General features: G+C 55.8%; 20 protein-coding genes. 17 read left to right on the forward strand and 3 right to left on the reverse strand.

Features of this window, described 5'->3' with window-relative positions; genetic code table 11:
* Positions 1-10: 10 nt before the first annotated feature.
* The 4 genes from leuD to glpK all read left to right on the forward strand — a co-directional run bounded on the left by leuD (position 11) and on the right by glpK (position 4,724).
* A complete protein-coding gene (leuD, locus tag GNT65_RS19365) occupies positions 11-616 on the forward strand; it encodes a 3-isopropylmalate dehydratase small subunit (protein ID WP_160798838.1) in 606 nt (201 codons plus the stop codon).
* A 534-nt stretch (positions 617-1,150) separates the two neighbouring features.
* The gene (locus GNT65_RS19370; protein ID WP_160798839.1) at positions 1,151-2,503 is read left to right on the forward strand and encodes an outer membrane protein transport protein; all 1,353 of its coding nucleotides are present in this window, start codon (positions 1,151-1,153) and stop codon (positions 2,501-2,503) included.
* A 209-nt stretch (positions 2,504-2,712) separates the two neighbouring features.
* A complete protein-coding gene (locus tag GNT65_RS19375; RefSeq protein ID WP_160798840.1) occupies positions 2,713-3,216 on the forward strand; it encodes a nuclear transport factor 2 family protein in 504 nt (167 codons plus the stop codon).
* A gap of 11 nt (positions 3,217-3,227) precedes the next feature.
* Positions 3,228-4,724, forward strand: a complete 1,497-nt coding sequence (gene glpK / locus GNT65_RS19380) for a glycerol kinase GlpK (protein ID WP_160798841.1) — start codon at positions 3,228-3,230, stop codon at positions 4,722-4,724.
* Positions 4,725-4,746: 22 nt separating this feature from the next.
* On the opposite strand, the gene GNT65_RS19385 is transcribed toward glpK, so the two are convergent.
* The 3 genes from GNT65_RS19385 to GNT65_RS19395 all read right to left on the reverse strand — a co-directional run bounded on the left by GNT65_RS19385 (position 4,747) and on the right by GNT65_RS19395 (position 6,980).
* On the reverse strand, positions 4,747-5,043 hold the full coding sequence (locus tag GNT65_RS19385; RefSeq protein WP_160798842.1) for a hypothetical protein: 297 nt from the start codon (positions 5,041-5,043) through the stop codon (positions 4,747-4,749).
* 168 nt (positions 5,044-5,211) lie between these two features.
* Positions 5,212-6,273, reverse strand: coding sequence for a 2Fe-2S iron-sulfur cluster-binding protein (locus GNT65_RS19390; protein ID WP_160798843.1), 1,062 nt, complete (start codon positions 6,271-6,273; stop codon positions 5,212-5,214).
* Complete coding sequence (locus GNT65_RS19395; RefSeq protein WP_160798844.1) at positions 6,270-6,980, reverse strand: peptidase; 711 nt, start codon at positions 6,978-6,980, stop codon at positions 6,270-6,272. Before GNT65_RS19395 ends, GNT65_RS19390 begins: the two co-directional genes overlap by 4 nt.
* Positions 6,981-7,394: 414 nt before the next feature.
* On the opposite strand from GNT65_RS19395, the gene mraZ reads away from it, so the two are divergent.
* The 13 genes from mraZ (at position 7,395) to ftsA (ending at position 22,061) form a co-directional block, all read left to right on the forward strand.
* Positions 7,395-7,853 (forward strand): division/cell wall cluster transcriptional repressor MraZ, encoded by a 459-nt coding sequence (mraZ, locus tag GNT65_RS19400; protein WP_160798845.1) that lies wholly within the window; start codon positions 7,395-7,397, stop codon positions 7,851-7,853.
* A 33-nt stretch (positions 7,854-7,886) separates the two neighbouring features.
* The gene (rsmH, locus tag GNT65_RS19405; RefSeq protein ID WP_160798846.1) at positions 7,887-8,828 is read left to right on the forward strand and encodes a 16S rRNA (cytosine(1402)-N(4))-methyltransferase RsmH; all 942 of its coding nucleotides are present in this window, start codon (positions 7,887-7,889) and stop codon (positions 8,826-8,828) included.
* 36 nt (positions 8,829-8,864) lie between these two features.
* Positions 8,865-9,179, forward strand: a complete 315-nt coding sequence (ftsL, locus tag GNT65_RS19410; RefSeq protein WP_160798847.1) for a cell division protein FtsL — start codon at positions 8,865-8,867, stop codon at positions 9,177-9,179.
* Complete coding sequence (locus GNT65_RS19415; protein ID WP_160798848.1) at positions 9,176-10,912, forward strand: peptidoglycan D,D-transpeptidase FtsI family protein; 1,737 nt, start codon at positions 9,176-9,178, stop codon at positions 10,910-10,912. Before ftsL ends, GNT65_RS19415 begins: the two co-directional genes overlap by 4 nt.
* Positions 10,909-12,378 carry a UDP-N-acetylmuramoyl-L-alanyl-D-glutamate--2,6-diaminopimelate ligase gene (gene murE, locus GNT65_RS19420; RefSeq protein WP_160798861.1) on the forward strand — a complete coding sequence of 490 codons (1,470 nt, stop codon included), beginning with the start codon at positions 10,909-10,911 and terminating at the stop codon, positions 12,376-12,378. Before GNT65_RS19415 ends, murE begins: the two co-directional genes overlap by 4 nt.
* On the forward strand, positions 12,375-13,745 hold the full coding sequence (locus tag GNT65_RS19425) for a UDP-N-acetylmuramoyl-tripeptide--D-alanyl-D-alanine ligase (protein WP_160798849.1): 1,371 nt from the start codon (positions 12,375-12,377) through the stop codon (positions 13,743-13,745). Before murE ends, GNT65_RS19425 begins: the two co-directional genes overlap by 4 nt.
* Positions 13,745-14,827, forward strand: coding sequence for a phospho-N-acetylmuramoyl-pentapeptide-transferase (gene mraY, locus GNT65_RS19430; RefSeq protein WP_160798850.1), 1,083 nt, complete (start codon positions 13,745-13,747; stop codon positions 14,825-14,827). Before GNT65_RS19425 ends, mraY begins: the two co-directional genes overlap by 1 nt.
* Before the next feature lie 6 nt (positions 14,828-14,833).
* Positions 14,834-16,165 (forward strand): UDP-N-acetylmuramoyl-L-alanine--D-glutamate ligase, encoded by a 1,332-nt coding sequence (gene murD, locus GNT65_RS19435; protein WP_160798851.1) that lies wholly within the window; start codon positions 14,834-14,836, stop codon positions 16,163-16,165.
* Positions 16,158-17,372: a cell division protein FtsW gene (ftsW, locus tag GNT65_RS19440; protein WP_160798852.1), complete on the forward strand. Its 1,215-nt coding sequence runs from the start codon at positions 16,158-16,160 to the stop codon at positions 17,370-17,372. The genes murD and ftsW overlap by 8 nt, the downstream gene beginning before the upstream one ends.
* Positions 17,373-18,467: an undecaprenyldiphospho-muramoylpentapeptide beta-N-acetylglucosaminyltransferase gene (gene murG, locus GNT65_RS19445; protein WP_160798853.1), complete on the forward strand. Its 1,095-nt coding sequence runs from the start codon at positions 17,373-17,375 to the stop codon at positions 18,465-18,467. It abuts the gene before it with no gap.
* Positions 18,460-19,914 (forward strand): UDP-N-acetylmuramate--L-alanine ligase, encoded by a 1,455-nt coding sequence (gene murC, locus GNT65_RS19450; protein ID WP_160798854.1) that lies wholly within the window; start codon positions 18,460-18,462, stop codon positions 19,912-19,914. Before murG ends, murC begins: the two co-directional genes overlap by 8 nt.
* A 143-nt stretch (positions 19,915-20,057) precedes the next feature.
* On the forward strand, positions 20,058-20,822 hold the full coding sequence (locus tag GNT65_RS19455; protein WP_160798855.1) for a cell division protein FtsQ/DivIB: 765 nt from the start codon (positions 20,058-20,060) through the stop codon (positions 20,820-20,822).
* Between the two features lie 3 nt (positions 20,823-20,825).
* Complete coding sequence (gene ftsA, locus GNT65_RS19460) at positions 20,826-22,061, forward strand: cell division protein FtsA (protein WP_160798856.1); 1,236 nt, start codon at positions 20,826-20,828, stop codon at positions 22,059-22,061.
* The last annotated feature ends 20 nt before the right edge of the window (positions 22,062-22,081 follow it).

A 22,081-nucleotide genomic window follows, 5' to 3' on the forward strand; every position in this document is an offset into this window, starting at 1 on the left:
GAGGAGAGAGATGCAACCATTTACCACACACACAGGGCTTGCGGTGATCATCGACAGTGCCAATATCGATACGGATCAGATCATCCCCAAGCAGTTTCTCTCTAAGGTCACCCGTGACGGCTTTGGGATTCATCTATTTCATGACTGGCGTTATCTGGACGATGCCGGCGATCGGCCAAATCCTGACTTCAGCCTGAATCAGCCCCGTTACCAGGGAGCCTCCATCTTGCTGGCTAAGGAGAACTTTGGCTGTGGCTCGAGCCGTGAACATGCACCCTGGGCTTTGGCCGATTTTGGCCTTAAGGTGATCATCGCGCCTAGCTTTGCCGATATCTTCTATGGCAACGCCATCAACAACGGCCTGTTGCCGGTTCGCCTGACCGAGGCGGAGGTGGTGCAATTGATGCGGGAGGTTGAAGCCGAGGAGGGCGCTCAGGTGAGCGTGGATCTACAGGCACAGACGGTGACCTCACCTTCTGGAGCAAGCTTTAGCTTCCAGATCGCCCCATCGGCACGTCATAACTTGCTCAAGGGTCTGGATGCCATAGGCATCAGCCTGGGTTACGGCGAGTCGATTTCGGCTTATGAGGCCGAGATCCCTAGCTGGCGTGCCTAAGGAGAGGTAAGCATAGATCGCGGCATCCGATATGTGCGCTAGATAGTTAGGCGTACATCTGTACCTTAGGGTTATCGAATAGAGCCGATCGCAATTTTCTGCGGTCGGCTTTTTGTTTATATTAGTGGCGGTGAATCTAGTTAAGCTTATATATTTCAGTTGGTTAGTCTATTGTTTTGCCGTGAGTTAGCTAGAGGCGCAATTGACTAGTGATTTATGCTGGTGGTTTTAGGCTTTTCAGGCGTACAGCTGTCAATCTAATGTTTTGCTATATATGATTGATTTTTAATGCTTTGTGTTGTTTTTATGATTTTTTCGCAATCCAGTTAAGTGAACGCGGATCACATTTTTACACTTTGGTTGCCGTTTAAAAGTCGGATTTTTCTGGTGTTTGTACGCTATTTAGACATTTCAACCAGCATTATTCGCTTAAATTCATTATTCGCTTGTAAAGATATTCTGCATCAGTAGACTGCGGCTCACTCAATGACTGGAGCCTTTGCTCTAGGTTGTCATAATAACAAGAGAGCCATGATGAAGAAGCATATTTTATCTTTAGCTGTAGTTGCTGCCATCGCCACGCCGCTATCTCAAGTTCAGGCCGCTGGATTTCAACTTGCCGAATATTCTGCCACGGGTCTAGGCCGTGCCTTCGCCGGTGAGGCCGCCATGGCGGATAACGCCGCCGCCCAGGCGCGTAACCCTGCGATGTTGACCTATCTCGAGGGACGTCAGCTGTCGCTGGGTGGGATCTATGTGATGCCAAACGTCGACGTAGAGGGCGATGTGACTCTGGCCTCACCTGTGCTAGGGCCTCAGCCTGTCTCCATGAACGCCGATGCTCTGGATGTGGCAGGTGACGCTTTAGTACCTAACTTCTATTACTCTAGCCAGCTCAACGAGCAGTGGACCTGGGGTTTAGCGGTTAACTCTAACTATGGTCTGGCGACCGAGGTGCCGAGCACGCATCCTACCGCTATCTTTGGTAAAGAGACCTCTGTGACCACTGTCGAGTTCAATCCAAACCTAGCCTACAAGGTATCTGAGGCCGTTTCTGTCGGTGCGGGCCTGCGTATCGTCTATGGCGAAGGTAAGATTGGCGCCTCTACGCCGGCTTGGGTAGACGGTATCAAGGCGATTCCTACCCTGCCTGCCGAAGTCGCAGCAGCACTGCCACCGGGCGGCACCAGCCTGAAATCGATGGAAGGGGATGATATTGGCTACGGTTGGCAGCTGGGTGCCAGCTGGCAGATCAACCCTGCACACCGTATCGGTCTGGCCTATCACAGTGGTGTCGAGCTCGAACTCGATGGTCACGCCTCTGGCCTGATCTACAACGGCGGACAGGATGTGGCGATCGAGGGTTACATGCCGCTCGAACTACCTGCCTTTGCCGAGTTGGCCTCTTATCATCAGCTCACCGACAACTGGGCGATGCATGCTAGCGTCAACTGGACTCAGTGGAGCGTGTTCGATGAATTGGTGGCTTACTTCCCTGGTGAGCAGAAGCCTGTTGGCGGCCTGGAGTCTGACCTGGTAAAAGTCGAGAACTTTAAAGACAACTGGCGTTTCGCCTTGGGCACCAGCTATCAGCTAAGCGATAAGTGGTTGGTTCGTGGTGGTGTTGCGCTGGATAAGACGGCGGTAGAAGATGAGTATCGCACCATCACCATCCCCGATTCAGACCGTCTGTGGTTCAGCGCGGGTGCAGGCTATCAAGCCTCTAAGAACCTGACCCTAGACTTTGCCGTGACCTATATTAAGGCCCATGGTGATGCACCGATCAACGAGACCATGAACCTGATGAACCTGGCTCAAGTGAGCTTTAACGGTGAAGCGGGCGGCGATGTCTGGCTGGTAGGCGCTCAGTTAAGTTATAAGATGTAACTCGCCTACGGGTTATTCAACAAAAACCGAAATGCCTCACCTATGTGAGGCATTTTTTTATCTGAATATTTATTGGCTATCTGAACTTCATCGGATTATATTCGTCTAATTATTAACATATTTTTAGCTCAATTCCATTTATCGATTGCCCACTCGTTTATCCAAACGGGAAGCAATAGGTATGATGAAGCAACAATAAGAGGTGTCCCATGAAACCCTATCTTCTGGCTGCAAGCATAGCGTTACTGCCAATATCGGCCTTCGCCGACCCGAGTGCGACGCAAGTGGTGAAAGGGTTTATCGACGCCTACAACCAGCACAGTGTCGAGCAGATGCTCACCCATGTGTCGGACGATGTGCGTTGGATGCATATCTCTGGCAGCAAGATAGAGGTGGAAACCTCGGATAAGGCGCAGTTTGGCGCCGCCATGACAGACTATTTCGAGACTCTCACCGGCGCTCAGGCCACCATACTCGAGCAGATCGTCTCCTCTCACTATGTTAGCACGGTAGAGCGCGTGACCTGGGAGAACGATGGTGAGCAGCTCAGCCAGTGCAGCATAGGTAATTTCCGCGTGCAGGACGGTAAGATCGCCGAGTTTTGGTATCTGCCTGCCCATGCCTGTGACGAGCAATTCGAGGTCACCGAGCAAGTCGAGCCTGAGTCTGAGGCAGAGCCTGTGCTTGAGCCGAATCAGCCTAGCCAGCAGTAGCGGAGGCGTTCGTGCAGCAGAAGTATGTAATCGCGCTCGACCAGGGCACGACCAGTTCCCGTACCATCATCTTCGATCATGACGCCAATGTCGTCGCCATCTCCCAGCGAGAGTTTTCCCAGATCTACCCTAAGGCGGGTTGGGTGGAACACGATCCCATGGAGATCTGGGCCTCCCAGAGTTCGACCCTGATCGAGGCCCTCGCCAGGGCGGGGATCCACAGCGACGAGGTCGCCGGTATCGGCATCACTAACCAGCGTGAAACCACCATCTTGTGGGACAAGACCACAGGCAAACCTATCTACAACGCCATCGTCTGGCAGTGTCGCCGCAGCCAACCCCTGTGTGAATCCCTGAGGGAGGCGGGCTATGAGGATTACATCAGGCAGAATACCGGCCTGGTGCTAGACCCCTATTTTTCGGCCACCAAGATCCGTTGGATTCTGGATAATGTCGACGGCGCGAGAGAGAAGGCCGAGGCCGGTGACCTGCTGTTCGGTACAATAGATACCTGGCTGGTGTGGAAACTCACAGAAGGTAAGGTGTATGTGACCGACCCCACCAATGCCTCGCGTACCATGTTGTACAACATTCACCAGCAGGCCTGGGATCCTGTGCTGCTCGAAGCATTGGATATTCCCGCGAGTATCCTGCCCGAGGTAAAGCCCTCCTGCGCCGTGTATGGCAAGACCCGTATCGCCGGGGAGGGAGGTGAGATCCCCGTGGCTGGCATGGCGGGGGATCAGCAATCGGCCCTCTTTGGCCAGCTGTGTATCGACGAGGGGATGGCCAAGAACACCTATGGCACAGGCTGCTTCCTGTTGATGAACACGGGCCTGCAGGCGGTGCAGTCTAATCATGGCCTCTTGACCACCATAGCCGTGGGGCCGAAAGGCGAGGTTAACTATGCCCTGGAGGGCTCTGTCTTCATGGGCGGCGCTACCATACAGTGGCTGCGTGATGAGCTGGGGCTTATTCGCGATGCCCAGGACACGGAATATTTTGCCCTCAAGGTCAATGACAATAACGGCGTATATCTGGTGCCGGCCTTCGTGGGACTCGGGGCGCCCTATTGGGACGCCAGCGCTCGCGGCGCCTTGGTGGGCCTCTCCAGAGGCGCCAATCGCAACCATATTATCCGTGCTGCCCTCGAGGCGATCGCCTACCAGAGCCGGGATCTGTTAGACGCCATGACCAAAGACAGTGGTGTCGAGCTGAAGCAGCTTAAGGTGGATGGTGGCGCGGTAGCCAATGATTTTCTGATGCAGTTCCAGGCGGATATTACCGATGTCGAGGTGCAGCGACCTAAGGTGACGGAAACCACGGCCATGGGAGCGGCATTCCTGGCGGGTCTAGCCGTAGGCTTCTGGCAATCGACGGCCGAGTTGAAACACAAGGCTGGCGTGGAGCGATGCTTTAAGCCAGCCATCGCCGATGATGAACGTGAGGCCTTGTACCTGGGGTGGAAACGGGCTGTTGCTCAGGTGACCAGCGAGTCGGAGAATTAATCACTAGACGTCTATGTCAAGATTAAACGTCGATATCGATATGGGGCAGTGGTGAGTCCAAGGCTTCCTCTTCGGCCTGCTTCAGTGCCTGTTGACGTCTCGCCTGGCCGCGGCGATCTTCTCTTCCGGGTCTGGGATTGATGCGCCTGTCACCCTGGCGACGACGTTCCAGATGGGGCGGCAGCTGCGACTGGGGCGCCTCATGGCTGTCGGCATGGATAGGATCTATGTGTTCGGTCTGATCCACCACGCGTTTACGTTTCACCACACGTTGTACCGGCCTTGCTAACATGGCGTACAGGCTATCTAGGGCAACCATCTCTCCTCCTTTTTAGGTTGGGTATATCTCCTCTAACCTATTTATCGGCTGCTTTTGCTTAAAATTTAGACACCCTGTTTCCTATATTCGTTCAAAATGACCGATTTCGTTCAAGAGGCCTGTTTTCTCTCACACGGAGTCTGAGCCAGACTCTCTACCTGTTCGGCATCACCTTGTTGCCTTCTGCCAGAACCTGAGTTGCGCGCGGCTGGTGAGCGCTACCTTGCCTTGGTGGCAGTTATGCTGACAGCTGAGACGAATACCTTGGGCAAGATGTTCCTGCTTGAGACGGGCTTGCTCTTCTGGGGTTGCCTGTGGAGCCTGCTCCACGAAGCGAACGCGGCACATGCCGCATTGGCCGCCACCGCCACACTGGCTGGGGATGCGACTTCTGTCTTGGTTAAGGCCATCCAGCAGATTGCCCGGCGCCAGAATGAGGCTTTCGAGCGGCTCTCCGTCAGGGGAGAGCAAGGTTAATTGGCCCTCACTATTGCTTGTTCCCCAGCTAACATAATCGCCAGCGACCAGTTTGCGCATGAGTACCCAGGCGCCGCTTAGGCCGAGCAGCAGGGCAGCGAAGGCAATCAGCTGGGTTGCCAGGTGATTGAAGCTCAGGCCATTATCCGGGAAATAGTCGATAAAATGCAGCATGAAGAGTAGTTGCTTGAATCGCGAGCCCTGGTTTTCGTGGGCCTTGACCTGACCGCTCAGTCCATCGATGAAGATCTGTGTGCCCTGCTCATCCAGAGCATCTATGCGATAGAATGCCGGGCTGCCCCCATAGCGCTGCGCCGCTGCTTTATCGAGAATGGGCTCAGAGAGTGAAGTCTCCCCCTGGTAACTCTGCCGGGCGAGCCTTATTAACTGCTCGTTATCCAAGTTTACCGCCTCGCCGGTATCGCCCCAAAAGGCGAAGGTACCGTTGCTCGTCTTCAGGCGATAGATGGGGCGTTCGAGCAGTGTGGCGAGCTCGACACGTTTTAGATTCATTTGCTCTATGGCGTTGTTTTTCTGCTGGTCTGTTATTTCAGACACTATCTGCGTCAATGCCACCGCCGGCTTAATCAAGGTAGTGCTGTCAGGCTTTGTGCGCATGGTATTGGCATCCAACTGCCGATCGTCGATGAGGTTAAATGCCAGGCCGGTCAGGGTCCAGATGATCAGCTGGGCGCCGACGATGAGTCCCAGGATGCGATGTAAGCTTCGCGCGTTAATCATACCAATTCTCATGCCGGCTCCTCCTCGCCCCGTTTAAAGGCAATGAGCAGTAGCAGGGCGCCGGAAAGCGCCGTCAGTAGGGCAAGCAGACTAAAGCCTGTCAGTAACGGATTATGCACATCTTCTCGAGTGTCATAGTCCATGATATGCAGCATCCACATGATATCGAACAGGCGCCAGAAGTCATGGCGCTTGGTCACCAACTCGCCGCTACTGGCCGAGATATAGAGGCGTGAGTCGAAGGCATCGTTAAGGTTTATCTGCCACAGGGGCAGATGACGTCCACCGATTTCGGCCGGTACCGATTCGGTTAATAGTTCACTGCTGGCGTTTGATAGGTCGCCGGGGTGGAGGCGGGCGGCGATCTTCATGGCCGCCTGCTGGCCTAATGGTTCAAGCGGCTCACCATCTCGTCCCGAGAGGTACAGGGGCTTACCTGTTAGATTGAGTTTATAGACAGGGCCGAGCGCGGTAGGAAGCAGCTCTAGCCTGGTGGCCTCGGGGTAACGTGAGAGGATTGTCTCGGGCGATATTGTTAGCTGACTGGCATCTAACGTGAGTCTGGATTCATCGACGAGATGATCGCCATGGATATAGTCGATATCCATGAGCACCATGTATAGGCCGGAAATTAACCAGATGAGCAGTTGTGCCCCCAGAAACAGGGTCAACCATTTGTGTGATTTTCGAAGCCAGCGGCTCTGTTTGGGTGTCAGCATGATTTTGTGTTTTTATTGGTCATCATAGGGATCAAGCCGCCTTTGAGCAAGGCATAATGGGCCTGCGTCCAATCGCTTAGGGGCGAACAGGCAATCGAGTTTCCTCTGCTCGGGTCGATCCCATAGATCATGGCCTCAATTTGGGACGGCGATCCACTTATCGATCCACCAAAGCCTGTAGGCCCTCCACTTCTGTTTGTTTTTTCAACATATTTGACCCTGGAATTCCCACAAATTGTCCCTGGTTTGGCTGTAGTTACAAATTTACAAACTGGCTGCTAACCCGCTTGAATACTGGATTTATAAATGGTTGCATCCCTTGACAATACTTGCACACTATCTCTAAACTTAGCATTCGTGGGAAATTGTGGATATTTGTGGATCTATTAACAAAAAAAACAAGGACGAGCTAACGTGTTTCGTGGAGCGAGTGCTATTAATCTTGACGCCAAAGGCCGGATCGCGATCCCTAAGCGATACCGCGAGCGCCTGCACGTCGATTTTAACAGCCAGCTGGTGATCACGGTCGATTTCGATGCCGCCTGTTTGCTCATCTATCCACTCGAGGCTTGGAAGCAGATAGAAGCCAAGCTGTTACTGCTGTCAGATACCCAGGGACCTGAGCGCGCCATGAAGCGGTTGCTACTCGGTTATGCCCATGAGTGCGAGTTAGATAGCAATGGTCGCATTTTACTTCCCCCACCGCTACGTAAATACGCCAACCTGGAAAAGCACGCGATGCTGGTGGGCCAGTTGAATAAGTTTGAGCTGTGGGATGAGGCGGCCTGGCAGCAACAGATTGAACTTAGCCGTGAAACGATTCAAAGCGATGCCTTTGCCAACAGCGAGCGTTTGGCGGACTTCTCTTTGTGATAAGAGAATAACCATAAGTTAAAGAAGAGAGCGATGACTCAAGAATTTGCGCATTTATCCGTGCTGCTGACGGAAACGGTAGCCGGACTCAACATCAAGCCTGACGGCATCTATATCGATGGCACCTTCGGCCGCGGCGGGCACTCACGCGAGGTGCTCAAGCAATTGGGCCCCAATGGCCGCCTGATCGCCATAGATCGCGATCCTCAGGCGATCGCTGCCGCAGAGCAATTTGCCGATGATGCGCGTTTCTCTATCGTTCACGGTGGTTTTGGCCAGCTGGCCCAATATGTCGACGATCTCGGCCTGAGAGGCAAGATCGACGGCATACTGTTCGATTTCGGCGTTTCTTCGCCACAACTTGACGATGCCGAGCGCGGTTTTAGTTTCCTGCGTGATGGTCCGCTGGATATGCGCATGGATAACTCCCAGGGGGAGACGGCCGCCGAGTGGCTGGCCCGCGCCGAGATAGAGGATATGGCCTGGGTATTTAAGACCTATGGTGAGGAGAAGAACGCCCGTCATATCGCCCGCTGCATCGCCGCCGACAGAGACAAGACGCCTTTCCTGCGTACCAAGGAGCTGGCAGATCTGATCGCCCGGGTGAGCAAGAGCAAGGAGCGCAACAAGCATCCGGCGACCCGCGTATTCCAGGCGATCCGTATCTATATCAACAGCGAACTGGAGCAGATAGATCAGGCGCTGGAAGGGGCGGTTACCGTATTGGCGCCTCAGGGACGTCTGTCGGTGATCAGCTTCCATTCGCTGGAAGACCGTATGGTGAAGCGGTTTATTCGCCGCCATAGCCAGGGCGAGTCGGTACCCCACGGGTTACCGCTCACCGAGGCGGAAATTAACAAGACACGGTTACTAAAGGCCGTGGGTAAGGCAATTAAGCCATCGGCCGAGGAAATTGACCGTAATGCCAGGGCGCGTAGCTCAGTGTTGCGGGTTGCCGAGCGATTAGACTACTAATCCGTCGAGCGGACGTAAGAGACTAGGGGAACGCTAGTGAGTAAGTCACAACTTAACCTGACTCGTATCGTATTACTCGATCTTTGGCACCATAAGTGGGTGCTCTTGATGGCTTTTATTGTGATGGCGAATGCCGTGTTGGTGGTTTACACCAGTCATTCAAGTCGCAACTACACCAGCCAGTGGGATCAGTTGCTGCAAGAGCGTGACCGCTTGGATATTGAATGGCGCAACCTGCTGCTGGAAGAGCAGTCGCAGTCGGAACATAGCAGGGTAACACGGATTGCCACAAAACAGCTGGATATGAAGCGGCCGTTACCTAATGAAGAAGTGGTGGTGAGAGTACCATGAGCAAGCAGGCGAAACGTAAACAGAAACCACAGCTGATCCACTGGCGTCTCCACGTCGTGGTCGGTTTCGTGTGTCTGTTGTTTACCAGCTTGGTGGGCCGCGCCGCCTATATTCAGATCATAGAGCCGGAAAAACTGCGTCACGAGAGTGACATGCGCACCCTGCGTACCACGAGCAACGAGGTGCACCGTGGCATGATCACCGACCGCAACGGCGAGATGCTGGCGGTGAGCGTACCGGTCAAGGCCGTTTACGCCGATCCTAAGGTGGTTCACGATCGTAATGGCTTCGCCGACATGCGCCGCTGGCAGGCGCTGGCCGATGTGCTGCATGAGCCCAAGGAGGAGATCCTGGCGCGGGTGCAGTCTAATCCCAAGAAACGTTTTACCTATCTCAAGCGTCAAGTCACCCCTGCGGTGGCCGAGTATATCAAGCAGCTCAAGCTACCCGGGGTTTACCTCAAGGCCGAGTCGCGTCGCTACTATCCGACCAGTGAGATCAGCGCGCAGCTGGTGGGCCTGACCAATATCGACGACAAGGGTATCGAGGGGATAGAGAACACCTATAACGACTGGCTCACGGGCACGCCCACCAAGCACAAGGTACGTAAGTCCCGCGACGGTCACGTGGTGGAGCGTCTGGATACGGTGCAAACCGGTGAGAGCTCAAACGATCTGGTGCTGAGTATCGATCAGCGCATCCAGCAGCTGGCCTACCGCGAGATCAAGCGGGCAACCGAGATCAACCAGGCCACCTCGGCCTCTATCGTGGTACTCGACGTGCACACGGGCGAGGTGCTGGCCATGGCGAACACCCCCAGCTACAACCCTAATTCTCGCGATAACCTGCAAAGCTATCGCATGCGTAACCGTGCCCTGACCGACGCCTATGAGCCGGGTTCCACCATCAAGCCCTTCGTAGTCGCAGCGGCGCTCGAGGCCGGCACCATAGACGAAGAGCAGATCTTCAAGACACATCCTGGGCGTATACGTATCGGTGGCAAGATAGTGCGAGACGGTCGAAACTATGGCGACATGTCTCTTGGTGATGTCTTGGTGCATTCCAGTAACGTGGGGATGACGCAGATCGCCCTGTCGATGCCGGTACAGGAGCTGTTGGGCTACTACCAAGCCATGGGGCTGGGTGGTTACTCGGGAATCAACCTGCCGGGCGAGAGCGCCGGTATTATTCATGATCGTCGTCGCTGGTCCGATTTCGAGCGGGCAACCCTCTCTTTCGGTTATGCCCTGACAGTGACGCCACTGCAGATCGCCCGAATGTACGCCATGTTGGGTAGCGGCGGCGTACTGTATCCCTCGTCAATCCTAAAGCTGAAGAAGGTTCCCGAGGGCGAGCAGGTGATCTCACCCGAGGTGGCCCGCAGCGTCATGCAGATGTTGATCGGCGTGACCGAGCCTGGTGGTACCGCCAAGAAGGCTCATATCGATGGCTATCCGGTCGCAGGTAAGACGGGGACCGCCCGTAAGGCTGTAGCCGGTGGCTATGGCGAAGATTATGTTGCCCTGTTTGCCGGGGTCGCGCCCGTGCACAATCCAAGACTCGCCATGGTGGTGGTAGTCAATGAGCCTAAGGGCGATCGTTATTATGGCGGCGATGTGGCCGCTCCCGTGTTTGCCAAAGTGATGTCAGGGGCACTGCAGATGTTAAATGTTGAGCCAATTAGCGCTCGAGAAAAAGTTCAATTGGCCGGTAATGTCAGGAGGGGCGAATAATGCAGCTATGCGATCTCCTAGCCCCCTGGTTTCATTATGCTGGTGGCGAGTCCCTCAACCATCTGACGCTGGATAGTCGCGAGATAGGCCAAGGCAGTGTATTTGTTGCCGTGCCTGGTCATAGGGTAGATGGCAGAGACTTTGTCGATACCGCACTAGCTCAAGGCGCCGTGGCGGCGCTGATCCATACCGACGATCCGGCCCAGCATGGTCATGTGAGCCAAGATAAAGGCCTGCGTATCTATTTCTTTCAGCTGCAGCGCCAGCTGTCGGCACTCGCCTCTCAGCTCTACAGCCTGGGAAGAGATAGGATCAAGCTGATCGGCGTGACAGGCACCAATGGTAAGACATCCGTAACTCAGCTGATCGCTCAGTTAAGCGATGGACTGGGTCAGCAGGCTGCCGTCATGGGCACCCTGGGTAATGGCCTGTGGGGCCAGCTGGTCGACAGCGGCAATACAACGGCGGATCCCATTACCGTGATGCGCCAGCTAGAAGATTTCGACTCCCAGGGCACGACCGTGTGTGCCATGGAGGTTTCCAGTCATGGCCTGGTGCAGGGACGGATAGACGCAGTGCCCTTCGACGTTGCCGTATTTACCAACCTGAGCCGGGATCATCTCGACTATCACGGCTCTATGGATGCCTATGGTGCGGCTAAGCAGCGCCTGTTTAGGTTTAGCTCACTGAGCCACGGCTTGATTAATCTTGACGATCCCGTGGGGCGTCAGTGGATACAAGATAAACGCTGTAAGGGGCTGGTGGGCTTTAGTATTCAGGGCCAGGAAGGAGCCGCTATCTACACCAAAGAGGTGAAGCAGCATGCTCAAGGGGTCGGCGCGACCCTCGTCTGGCCAGAAGGTGAGGCGAAGATCGACTCGCCGCTACTGGGCATCTTTAACCTGTCTAACCTGGTGGCGGCCTTGGGCGCCCTCTATCTGAGTGGCTACCCCATGACGCAGCTGTTGACTCAAGTCTCCAGCCTTAAACCTGTGGCGGGACGCATGGAGCGTTTCACCACACCTGAAGGGATTACCCTGGTGGTGGATTATGCCCATACACCGGACGCCATAGAGCAGGCGCTACGAGCCCTGCGTGGTCACTGCCGCGGCAAGCTGTGGTGCGTCTTTGGCTGTGGCGGCGACCGTGATAAGGGCAAGCGTCCCTTGATGGCCCGCGCCGCCGAGGAGAATGCCGACTGTGTCATGATCACCAGCGACAACGCTCGAAGCGAAGATCCCATGGCGATCATTCAAGATGTGCTGGCCGGACTCGACAAGCCACAGATTGCCCTGACCCAGGTCGATAGACAACAGGCGATCCGCGAGGTGGTGACCCTGGCTTCCAGCGGCGACCTCATTTTGTTAGCCGGTAAGGGCCATGAGACCTATCAGGAGATCGCCGGTAAACGCCTGGATTACGATGAACGCGCCCTGGCGGCGGCAATTGCGAGGGGCGGCAAATGATCCCACTTAATTTGTCCGAACTCGCCAAGGTACTGAATGCCAAGCATATCGGTGACGATATAAGCGTCAGCAAGGTGTCGAGCGATAGCCGGGTGGTGGATGCCCAGACCTTGTTTGTTGCCCTAAAAGGTGAACGTTTCGATGCCCACGATTTTGCCGCCAAGGCGGTGATGGATGGTGCCTGTGCCCTGCTGGTCGAGCGAGAGCTGCCGATCGCCGTGCCCCAACTCATAGTGCCTAACAGCCAGAAAGCCATGGGCCAGATTGGCGCCCATGTGAAGCAGTGCGTTGCGCCCAAGAGCGTGGCTCTGACCGGCTCGAATGGCAAGACTAGCGTCAAGGAGATGGTGGCGACCATATTGTCGACCCAGCATCAGGTGCTCTATACCGCGGGCAACTTCAACAACGAAGTCGGCGTGCCTTTGACCCTGTTGCGTCTCGAGCCACAACACGAATATGGCGTGTTTGAACTGGGTGCCAATCATCTCGGTGAGATTAATTACACTTCATCTTTAGTGCAACCCGATGTGGCGATGGTTAATAATGTCGCCTCGGCGCATTTAGAGGGATTTGGCTCGCTTGAAGGCGTGGCTAAGGCTAAGTCTGAGATCTTCCTCCACCTGGCTAAGGATGGCGTCGCCGTGATCAATGCCGACGACGCATTTGCCGATGTGATGCGCCGCGCGGCCGGTAACCATGCCCAGTTGAGTTTTTCATCCCAGGGGAATCCAGCAGATGTCAGCGCCGATGAGCTCAGCGCCGATGCCTTGGGCTGTTACCGCTTTCGAATCGCCTATGAGGATGAGCAGCGTACAGTGAGCCTGCCGTTGTCGGGACGTCATCAGGTGAGTAACGCCCTCGCGGCGACCAGCATCTGCTTGGCGCTGGGATTGTCACTGGATGAGATAGTTCAAGGACTTATGCGGTTACAACCCGTGAAGGGGCGTATGCAGCCGACGCGTCTGGGACGCTTCTTGCTGATAGACGACACCTACAACGCCAATCCTGCCTCTGTGGGGGCGGCAATCGACTGGCTTCAAGAAATTGAAGGAAATCGCTGTTTAGTGCTGGGCGATTTAGGCGAATTAGGTGACAATGCGTCCCTTTTACATCGGCAGCTGGGCGAGAAGGCCAAGCTGCAGGGGATCGATGCCTTGTATTCACTGGGAGAGTTGAGTCGGGCGAGTAGCGAGGCTTTCGCCGGCAAGCACTTCACCGACTTAGATGCATTGGTTGTTGATTTAATTAGTTATTTTAACCAGTTAACCGGCAAGGTGACTGTGTTAGTTAAGGGGTCTCGAAGCGCCAGAATGGAGCGGGTTGTCGAGGCCCTCATTGCCGCCTTTGAGCGCAAGGAGTTGTTTTAATGCTGGTTTATCTGGCTGATTATCTAACCCAGTTTTATACCGGGTTTAACGTTTTCTCTTATGTGACCTTCAGGGCGATCCTGGGGCTGTTGACCGCCATGGTGTTTAGCCTGTGGTGGGGACCTAAGATGATCGAGCGTCTGCAACTGCTGCAGATAGGTCAAGTGGTCCGTAACGAAGGACCCGAGTCCCATTTTGCCAAGCGCGGTACGCCCACCATGGGTGGCCTGCTGATCTTGGCCGGCGTCTTCATCAGCGTGCTGCTGTGGGGCGACCTGGGGAGCCGTTATGTGTGGGTCATGCTCTTCGTGCTAGGTGCCTTCGGCCTTATCGGCTTTATCGACGACTATCGTAAGGTGGTGCGCAAGGACACTAAGGGGCTTATCGCGCGCTGGAAGTATATCTTGCAGTCCCTGGCGGCCTTGGCCATCGCCTTCTACCTGTACGCCTCGGCGGGCAGTGAAGGCGAGACTCAGCTGGTGCTTCCCTTCTTTAAGGATGTGATGCCACAGCTGGGCGCCTTCTTCATCCTGCTGGCCTACTTCACCATAGTGGGCTCGAGCAACGCAGTGAACCTGACCGACGGCCTGGATGGTCTGGCTATCATGCCGACCGTGATGGTGGCAGCGGCATTTGCGTTGATCGCCTATCTGTCTGGTCACGTGCAGTTCGCTAACTACCTGCATATTCCCTATCTGCCCGGCTCGGGTGAGCTGGTGATCGTCTGCACCGCCATCGTCGGCGCAGGCTTAGGCTTCTTGTGGTTCAACACCTATCCGGCCCAGGTCTTCATGGGTGACGTGGGATCCCTTTCTCTGGGCGCGGCACTGGGCACCATCGCCGTGTTGGTGCGTCAGGAGATCCTATTGGTGATCATGGGGGGCGTATTCGTGATGGAGACGGTTTCTGTGATTCTGCAGGTTGGCTCCTATAAGCTTCGCGGTCAACGTATCTTCAGGATGGCACCTATCCATCACCACTACGAGCTGAAAGGTTGGCCCGAGCCAAGGGTGATCGTGCGTTTCTGGATCATCTCACTCTTCCTGGTGTTGCTAGGCTTAGCAACCTTAAAGTTAAGGTAAGATGCCATGGCGAGTCAGTACACGCACATAGTATTAGGATTGGGGGCCACTGGGCTCTCGGTGGTGCGTTATCTCATTAAACAGGGCATCACGCCTCTGGTGATGGACAGTCGCGAAAATCCGCCGGGTCGCGAGACCCTGAGTCAGGAGTTTCCGGAGGTGCTACTGCTCACCGGCGGCTTCGATTGTCGCTACCTGGTGCAGGCCAGTCAGATCGTCGTTAGTCCTGGCATCCCGCTGGATACCGCCGAGGTGCGCGCCGCGGTAGATATGGGCATAGATATCGTCGGCGACGTCGAGCTGTTCGCCAGGGCGCTGGCAGACCGCCCCGCCTGCGTCATAGGCATCACGGGCTCTAACGGTAAGTCGACCGTGACCACCCTGGTGGGCGAGATGGCCGCTAAGGCGGGCATCAAGGTGGCAGTGGGCGGCAATATCGGCGTGCCCGTGCTGAACCTGCTAGACGGTGATTATGAGCTGTTTGTGCTGGAGCTATCTAGCTTCCAGTTGGAGACCACGGCTAGCCTCAACTGCATCAGCGCCACCTGCCTGAACATCAGCGAAGATCACATGGACAGGTATTCGGATCTCGAGGGCTATCGTCAGGCCAAGCTGCGTCTGTATGACCAGACCAGGCTGGCGATCTTCAACCGCGACGATCTGCTGACCCGCCCGAACGAGCCGATGAATCAGAACAGTTTCGGTCTCTCTCTGCCTGAGGGGGATGAGTGGGGCGTTAACCATGGCGTCCTGGTGCATGGCACGACCGAATATGTCGCCGGCGATCAGGTTTCACTGGTGGGCAGTCACAACCAGGCCAACTTGCTGGTCGCCATGGCCCTGGCCGATAGCGCCGGCGTGGAGAAGGCGGCCATGCTCGAGGTGGCGAAACAGTTCAAGGGACTGGCTCATAGATGCGAACTCGTGGCTAAGCACCAGGGCGTGAGCTATGTGAACGATTCCAAGGCGACCAATGTGGGCGCCACCATAGCGGCCCTGCAGGGGCTGAGCGACCATGAAGGTCAGATTATTTTAATCGCCGGCGGTGACGGCAAGGGTGCCGATTTCTCGGTGCTGCGCGGCGCATTGCTGGACGTGGCTCAGGTGATCACCCTGGGTAAGGATGGCGGCAAAATTGCCGAGCAGTTCGAGGGCGCTATTCGTGTCGAGTCGATGCAAGAGGCAGTCGTTCAGGCGGCCCAGCTTGCCAAGCCCGGCGACCTGGTCTTGCTGTCGCCTGCCAGCGCCAGTTTGGACATGTACGCCAACTTTATGGCCAGGGGCGATGATTTTCGCACCCAGGTGGAAGCCTTGGCACAAGAGGTGATGCATGCGTAGCGACGAGCGTCAACTAAGCCTGTTTGGTAGCTCCCTTAGTTGGTCGCTGCCGAACCTGTTTAGTCAACGCGAAGCGCCGGGCATGCAGCTCTATGACAGAGCCTTGCTGTTTGCAATCATCTCCCTGATAAGTTTCGGCTTCATCATGGTGATGTCGGCCTCTATGCCTGAGGCCACGAGTCTGACGGGTAATCCCTACCACTTCATGTGGCGCCATGTGGCCTATCTGATGGGATGTGCATTGATAGCCGCCGTGGTGTTGCAGATCGAGATGTACAGCTGGCAGCAGCTGAGTCCTATTTTGCTGCTGGTCGTCGGCATCATGTTGGTGGCGGTGCCGATAGTGGGCACCACGGTAAACGGGGCGACCCGCTGGTTGTCGGTGGGCCCGATCCGTATCCAGGTGGCCGAGATCGCCAAGTTTGCCTTTGCCATCTATATGGCGGGCTATCTGGTACGGCGTCATCAGGAGGTGCGGGAAAACGCCAAGGGCTTCTATAAGCCGATTGCCGTGTTTGCCGTGTATGCCTTCCTGATCCTGCTGCAGCCGGATCTCGGTACCGTGGTGGTGCTGTTCGTCGGCACCGTAGGTTTATTGTTTTTAGCCGGTGCAAGACTGCTCGATTTCTTCGCGCTGATCTTGACCGGAGCCATGGCCTTTGTCGGCCTGGTATTGCTGGAACCTTATCGTATGCGACGGGTGACCTCGTTTCTGGATCCTTGGCAGGATCCCTTCGGTAGCGGTTATCAGCTGACCCAATCCTTGATGGCCTATGGCCGCGGCGATTGGCTGGGACAGGGATTAGGCAACAGCATTCAGAAACTGGAATACCTGCCCGAGGCCCACACGGATTTTATCTTTGCCGTGATCGGCGAAGAGTTAGGGTTTCTCGGCATTATCGCCGTGTTGTCGGTACTGCTGTTTGTCGCCTTGAGAGCGATAAAGCTGGGCAACCTGTGTCTGCTCGGTGATCGTGCCTTCGAGGGCTATCTGGCCTACGGCATCGGCATCTGGATCTGTTTCCAGACAGTGGTCAACGTGGGCGCCAGCATAGGCATGTTGCCCACCAAGGGGCTGACCCTGCCCTTTATCAGCTATGGCGGCAGTAGCCTGTGGGTGATGACGGCGGCGGCAATGATATTGATCCGTATCGATCATGAAAGAAGATTAAGCCTGATCCAGGCAGTACAAGGTAAGGTGAAGTAGATGGCGTCAGAGAAACGTATTTTGATCATGGCGGGCGGCACGGGTGGACACGTGTTCCCGGCGCTTGCCGTGGCCAAAGCGTTAGCCAAGCAGGGCTGGCAGGTTCGCTGGCTAGGCACTGCCGATCGTATGGAGGCGCGTCTGGTGCCTCAGCATGGTTTCGATATCGATTTCATCGATATCAAGGGAGTGCGTGGCAACGGCCTGATCCGTAAGCTTGCGGCGCCCTTTAAGATCTTGCGCTCCATCATGCAGGCGCGTGAGGTGATCAAAGAGTTTAAACCCGATGTGGTGCTCGGCATGGGCGGTTTCGCCAGCGGCCCGGGTGGGGTAGCGGCCAAGCTGAGCGGCATCCCCTTGGTGCTCCATGAGCAAAATGCCATACCAGGCATGACCAACAAGTTGTTGTCGCGCATCGCTACTCGTGTGCTCTGCGCCTTCGAAAATACCTTCGAGGGCAATGCCGAGGTGGTGGGGAACCCGATCCGCAGCGAGCTGATCGCCCTTGGGCGCAGCGAGCAGCCAATCGTCCAGGACGATGCTTTGCGGGTCTTGGTGGTCGGCGGCAGCTTGGGGGCCAAGGTATTTAATGACCTGATGCCAAGCGTCACGGCAGCGGTGGCCCAGCATCATTCGATGACGGTATGGCACCAGGTGGGCAAGGGCAATCAGGCGCAGGTCGAGGCGGAATATCTTCAGCTGGGACAGTCCGGCAGCGTGAAGGTGGCCGAGTTTATCGATGATATGGAAGCGGCCTATCGCTGGGCCGATGTGATTTTGTGCCGTGCGGGCGCCTTGACGGTATCAGAGGTGGCGGCGGTGGGGCTACCGAGTCTCTTGGTGCCTTACCCCCATGCGGTAGACGATCACCAGACCAAGAATGCCCAGGTCTTGGTGGAAGCGGGCGGCGCATTTTTGCTGCCACAGACAGTATTAGATAGTGAAAAATTGATCGGCAAGCTGCAGATCTTGGCGTCAGACCGTAAGGCCCTCATCGAGATGGGGCAGCTGGCCAAGAGCGTTGCCGTATTAGATGCCACAGAGCGGGTCGCCGCCGTGTGTATCGCGCTGGCAAGTAAGGAAAAAGATGATTAAAACCGAAGAGAAGTACGCCCAATTAAGAACCATCATTCCAGAGATGCGCCGCGTCAAGCGGATCCACTTTGTGGGGATCGGCGGCGCGGGTATGGGCGGTATTGCCGAGGTATTGGTAAACGAAGGTTATCGTCTTAGCGGTTCCGACATCGCCGAGAACGCCGTGACGGCGCGCCTGAAGCGACTCGGCGCGGCGATCTTCATAGGTCATAGCGCGGATCAGGTCGAGGGTGCCGATGTGGTGGTGGTCTCTACGGCCATCGATGCCAGTAACCCAGAGATTTTAGCGGCCCAGGAGCGACGCATTCCCATCGTGCGCCGGGCGGAGATGCTGGCCGAACTGATGCGTTATCGCCATGGTGTGGCGGTGGCCGGTACCCATGGCAAGACGACGACCACGAGTCTGATCGCCAGCGTCTATGGTCAGGCCGAGCGAGACCCGACCTTCGTGATAGGTGGCCTGCTTAACAGCGCCGGCACCAATGCCCGCCTGGGAAAGAGCCGTTACCTGATCGCCGAGGCCGACGAGAGCGATGCCAGCTTCCTGCATCTGCAGCCCATGGTGAGCGTAGTCACCAACATCGAAGCCGACCACATGGACACCTATGAGGGGGATTTCGAGAAGCTGAAATCTACCTTCGTCGACTTCCTGCATAACCTGCCGTTTTATGGTGTGGCCGTGGCTTGTATCGATGACCCTGTGGTGAGAGAGATACTGCCGCGCATCGGCCGTAAGGTAGTGACCTATGGTTTCAGCGATGATGCCGATGTGCAGGCGCTTAACTTCGAGCAGCAGGGCTACAGCTCACGCTTTACGGTGCGCCGTGAAGGAATGACGGATCTGGAGCTGCGGGTTAACCTGCCGGGTCGTCACAATGTGCTGAACGCCCTGGCCGCGATTGCCGTGGCGACAGAAGATGAGATTGAAGATGCGGCGATCATCCGTGCCCTGGATGAGTTCCAGGGCATAGGTCGTCGCTTCCAGCAACTGGGTGAGTTCACCACCACTGCGGGCGAGGTGATGCTGGTCGATGACTATGGTCATCATCCCAGTGAGGTAGCGGCAACCATCAAGGCGGCGCGTTCCGGCTGGCCGGATAAGCGTTTGGTGATGATCTATCAGCCACACAGATACAGCCGTACCCGGGATCTCTATGACGATTTCGTCGAGGTGCTGGCACAGGTGGACTGCCTGTTGCTGCTCGATGTTTATAGCGCCGGCGAGGCACCGGTACCCGGTGCAGACAGCCGTGCCCTATGTCGTTCGATTCGTCAGCGTGGCCAGCTAGATCCTATTTTTGTGGCCGAACCAGAGCAGTTACAGACGATACTGCCGGGGGTATTGCAAGAGGGCGATCTGCTGTTAACCCAAGGGGCCGGCAATATCGGCGCCCTGAGTCGTCAGCTGGCCGATGCCGGTCTGCAGTTTGAGCCGGAAAACCAATGAGGTTGAGGGCATCTTGCCCTGGCCTCGATGAAGCTTTTGACGCTAGAGGTGAGGTAGTTATAATGGCCGGTTCCTTACGACTGCCCTCTGGTAGTAAATTGTTTGATTTTTATACATTTAATGATGCGTTAGGGCGATAAGCAGTGTCCTTAAGAGAGCTAGGTAGCGGTTGGAAAACCAGGTTGGAACAGGTCGATTGGTACCTGTGTTTCGGCTTGATTTTTCTTTTCCTGGTGATCTGTGGTTTATCCATGGGGGGCTGGAAGCTTCATCTGGTACTGAACGACGCCGATGCCCTGCCCATCGAGGCGGTGGCGATAAAGGGTGACAGGCAGTTTACCAGCGACGCCGAGATACGCACTGCGCTGCAGGACTTAATGCAGAGAAGCTTCTTCTCGGCGGACGTAAACCAGGTGCAGCAGGCGTTAGAAGATTTGCCCTGGGTCTACCACGCCTCGGTGAGGCGCGAGTGGCCGGCAAAGTTAAAGGTATATCTGGTGGAGCAGACGCCGGTCGCCCACTGGAACGAGACAGATTGGCTCAACGAGCAGGGGCAGGTGTTTAAGGCGCCCCTGCGTGAGGGCATAGGCCAGCTGCCTAATCTGGTTGGCCCGGAAGACCAGGCGAAGTCAGTGTTGACTAACTATCGCCAGGTGAGTGAATTATTGAAGATCAACGGGTTCGATTTAGCCCGTTTAGAGTTAAGCCCCAGACATGCCTGGTTAGCCGTGCTGGCTAACGGTATAGAGTTGAAGCTGGGAAGGGAAGATAAGATGGCAAGGGTGCAGCGCTTTATCCATGTGTATCCCACATTGGTGAAACAGGCTAAGCCCGTTGCCCGAGTCGATTTGCGCTACGATACCGGATTGGCCGTAGGTTGGGATGAAGCACAAGATGAGAGCCGTTAATTAATGACCAAGAATCAAGATAGAAATCTGATCGTTGGATTAGACATAGGAACGTCCAAAGTTGCTGTGATCATCGGTGAGGTATTACCCGATGGTGAGATCAGTGTGGTCGGCCTCGGCAGTCACCCTTCCCGCGGCATGGATAAGGGCGGGGTAAACGACCTCGACTCTATCGTGCGTAGCGTACAGCGCGCACTGGATCAGGCCGAGCTGATGGCCGACTGTCAGGTGGCCTCGGTATACCTGGGGATCTCGGGTAAGCATATCCAGTGTCAAAACGAAAACGGCATGGTGTCGATTAACGACGAAGAGGTGACCCAGGAAGACGTAGACAACGTCATCCATACCGCGCGTTCGGTGAAGATCCCGACCGAACGTCGTATTCTGCACGTTCTGCCTCAAGAGTATGCCATCGACGTACAGGATGGTATCCGCAGCCCAATCGGCATGTCGGGTATGCGAATGGAAGCCAAGGTGCATATCGTCACCTGCGCCAACGACATGGCCAAGAATATCACCAAGAGCGTCGAGCGTTGTGGCCTGAAGGTGGACGACCTGGTGTTTTCGGCGATCGCCTCGGCTGATGCCGTGCTCACCGACGATGAGAAAGATCTCGGTGTCTGCCTGGTGGATATGGGCGGTGGGACTACAGATATCACCATCTACACTAACGGCGCCCTGCGTCACTGCGCCGTGGTGCCGGTGGCCGGTAACCAGGTGACCAGTGATATCGCCAAGATCTTCCGCACGCCGCTGTCACATGCAGAGCAGATTAAGGTGCAGTACGCCAGCGCCAGAAGCGCCATGGTGAGCCGCGAAGACAGCATAGAGGTGCCTTCTGTGGGTGGACGCCCGTCGCGCACCATGTCGCGCCATACCTTGGCCGAGGTGGTTGAGCCTAGATATCAGGAGCTGTTCGAACTGGTGCGTAAAGAGTTGCAAGACTGTGGCCTGGAAGATCAGGTCGCCGCCGGTATCGTACTCACAGGCGGTACCGCCTCGATTGAAGGCGCGGTAGATGTCGCCGAGGCGACCTTCGGCATGCCGGTCAGGGTGGCCGAGCCGTTGCCGGTGAAAGGATTATTTGAATATGTGAACCAACCCATCTACTCCACGGGTGTTGGGTTGTTACATTATGGTGCAAGACGAGTGCTCGAACGACAGTTCGAGCGCCCCGAGCGCCAAGGGGTGACCAGTCTTTGGAATCGGGTCCAGAGCTGGTTTAAGGGTGAGTTTTAAGGTTAATAACGCAGACTAAT

Origin of the sequence: Shewanella insulae (assembly GCF_009831655.1) — a bacterium.
Taxonomy (GTDB): Bacteria; Pseudomonadota; Gammaproteobacteria; order Enterobacterales; family Shewanellaceae; genus Shewanella; species Shewanella insulae.

Coding starts and splice junctions, on each gene's coding strand:
- leuD (WP_160798838.1), top strand. CDS start 11: ATGCAACCATTTACCACACACACAGGGCTTGCGGTGATCATCGACAGT.
- GNT65_RS19415 (WP_160798848.1), top strand. CDS start 9,176: ATGAGCAAGCAGGCGAAACGTAAACAGAAACCACAGCTGATCCACTGG.
- GNT65_RS19370 (WP_160798839.1), top strand. CDS start 1,151: ATGAAGAAGCATATTTTATCTTTAGCTGTAGTTGCTGCCATCGCCACG.
- GNT65_RS19390 (WP_160798843.1), bottom strand. CDS start 6,273: ATGAGAATTGGTATGATTAACGCGCGAAGCTTACATCGCATCCTGGGA.
- GNT65_RS19385 (WP_160798842.1), bottom strand. CDS start 5,043: ATGGTTGCCCTAGATAGCCTGTACGCCATGTTAGCAAGGCCGGTACAA.
- rsmH (WP_160798846.1), top strand. CDS start 7,887: ATGACTCAAGAATTTGCGCATTTATCCGTGCTGCTGACGGAAACGGTA.
- ftsA (WP_160798856.1), top strand. CDS start 20,826: ATGACCAAGAATCAAGATAGAAATCTGATCGTTGGATTAGACATAGGA.
- GNT65_RS19425 (WP_160798849.1), top strand. CDS start 12,375: ATGATCCCACTTAATTTGTCCGAACTCGCCAAGGTACTGAATGCCAAG.
- murG (WP_160798853.1), top strand. CDS start 17,373: ATGGCGTCAGAGAAACGTATTTTGATCATGGCGGGCGGCACGGGTGGA.
- GNT65_RS19375 (WP_160798840.1), top strand. CDS start 2,713: ATGAAACCCTATCTTCTGGCTGCAAGCATAGCGTTACTGCCAATATCG.
- GNT65_RS19395 (WP_160798844.1), bottom strand. CDS start 6,980: ATGCTGACACCCAAACAGAGCCGCTGGCTTCGAAAATCACACAAATGG.
- ftsW (WP_160798852.1), top strand. CDS start 16,158: ATGCGTAGCGACGAGCGTCAACTAAGCCTGTTTGGTAGCTCCCTTAGT.
- mraY (WP_160798850.1), top strand. CDS start 13,745: ATGCTGGTTTATCTGGCTGATTATCTAACCCAGTTTTATACCGGGTTT.
- murC (WP_160798854.1), top strand. CDS start 18,460: ATGATTAAAACCGAAGAGAAGTACGCCCAATTAAGAACCATCATTCCA.
- murD (WP_160798851.1), top strand. CDS start 14,834: ATGGCGAGTCAGTACACGCACATAGTATTAGGATTGGGGGCCACTGGG.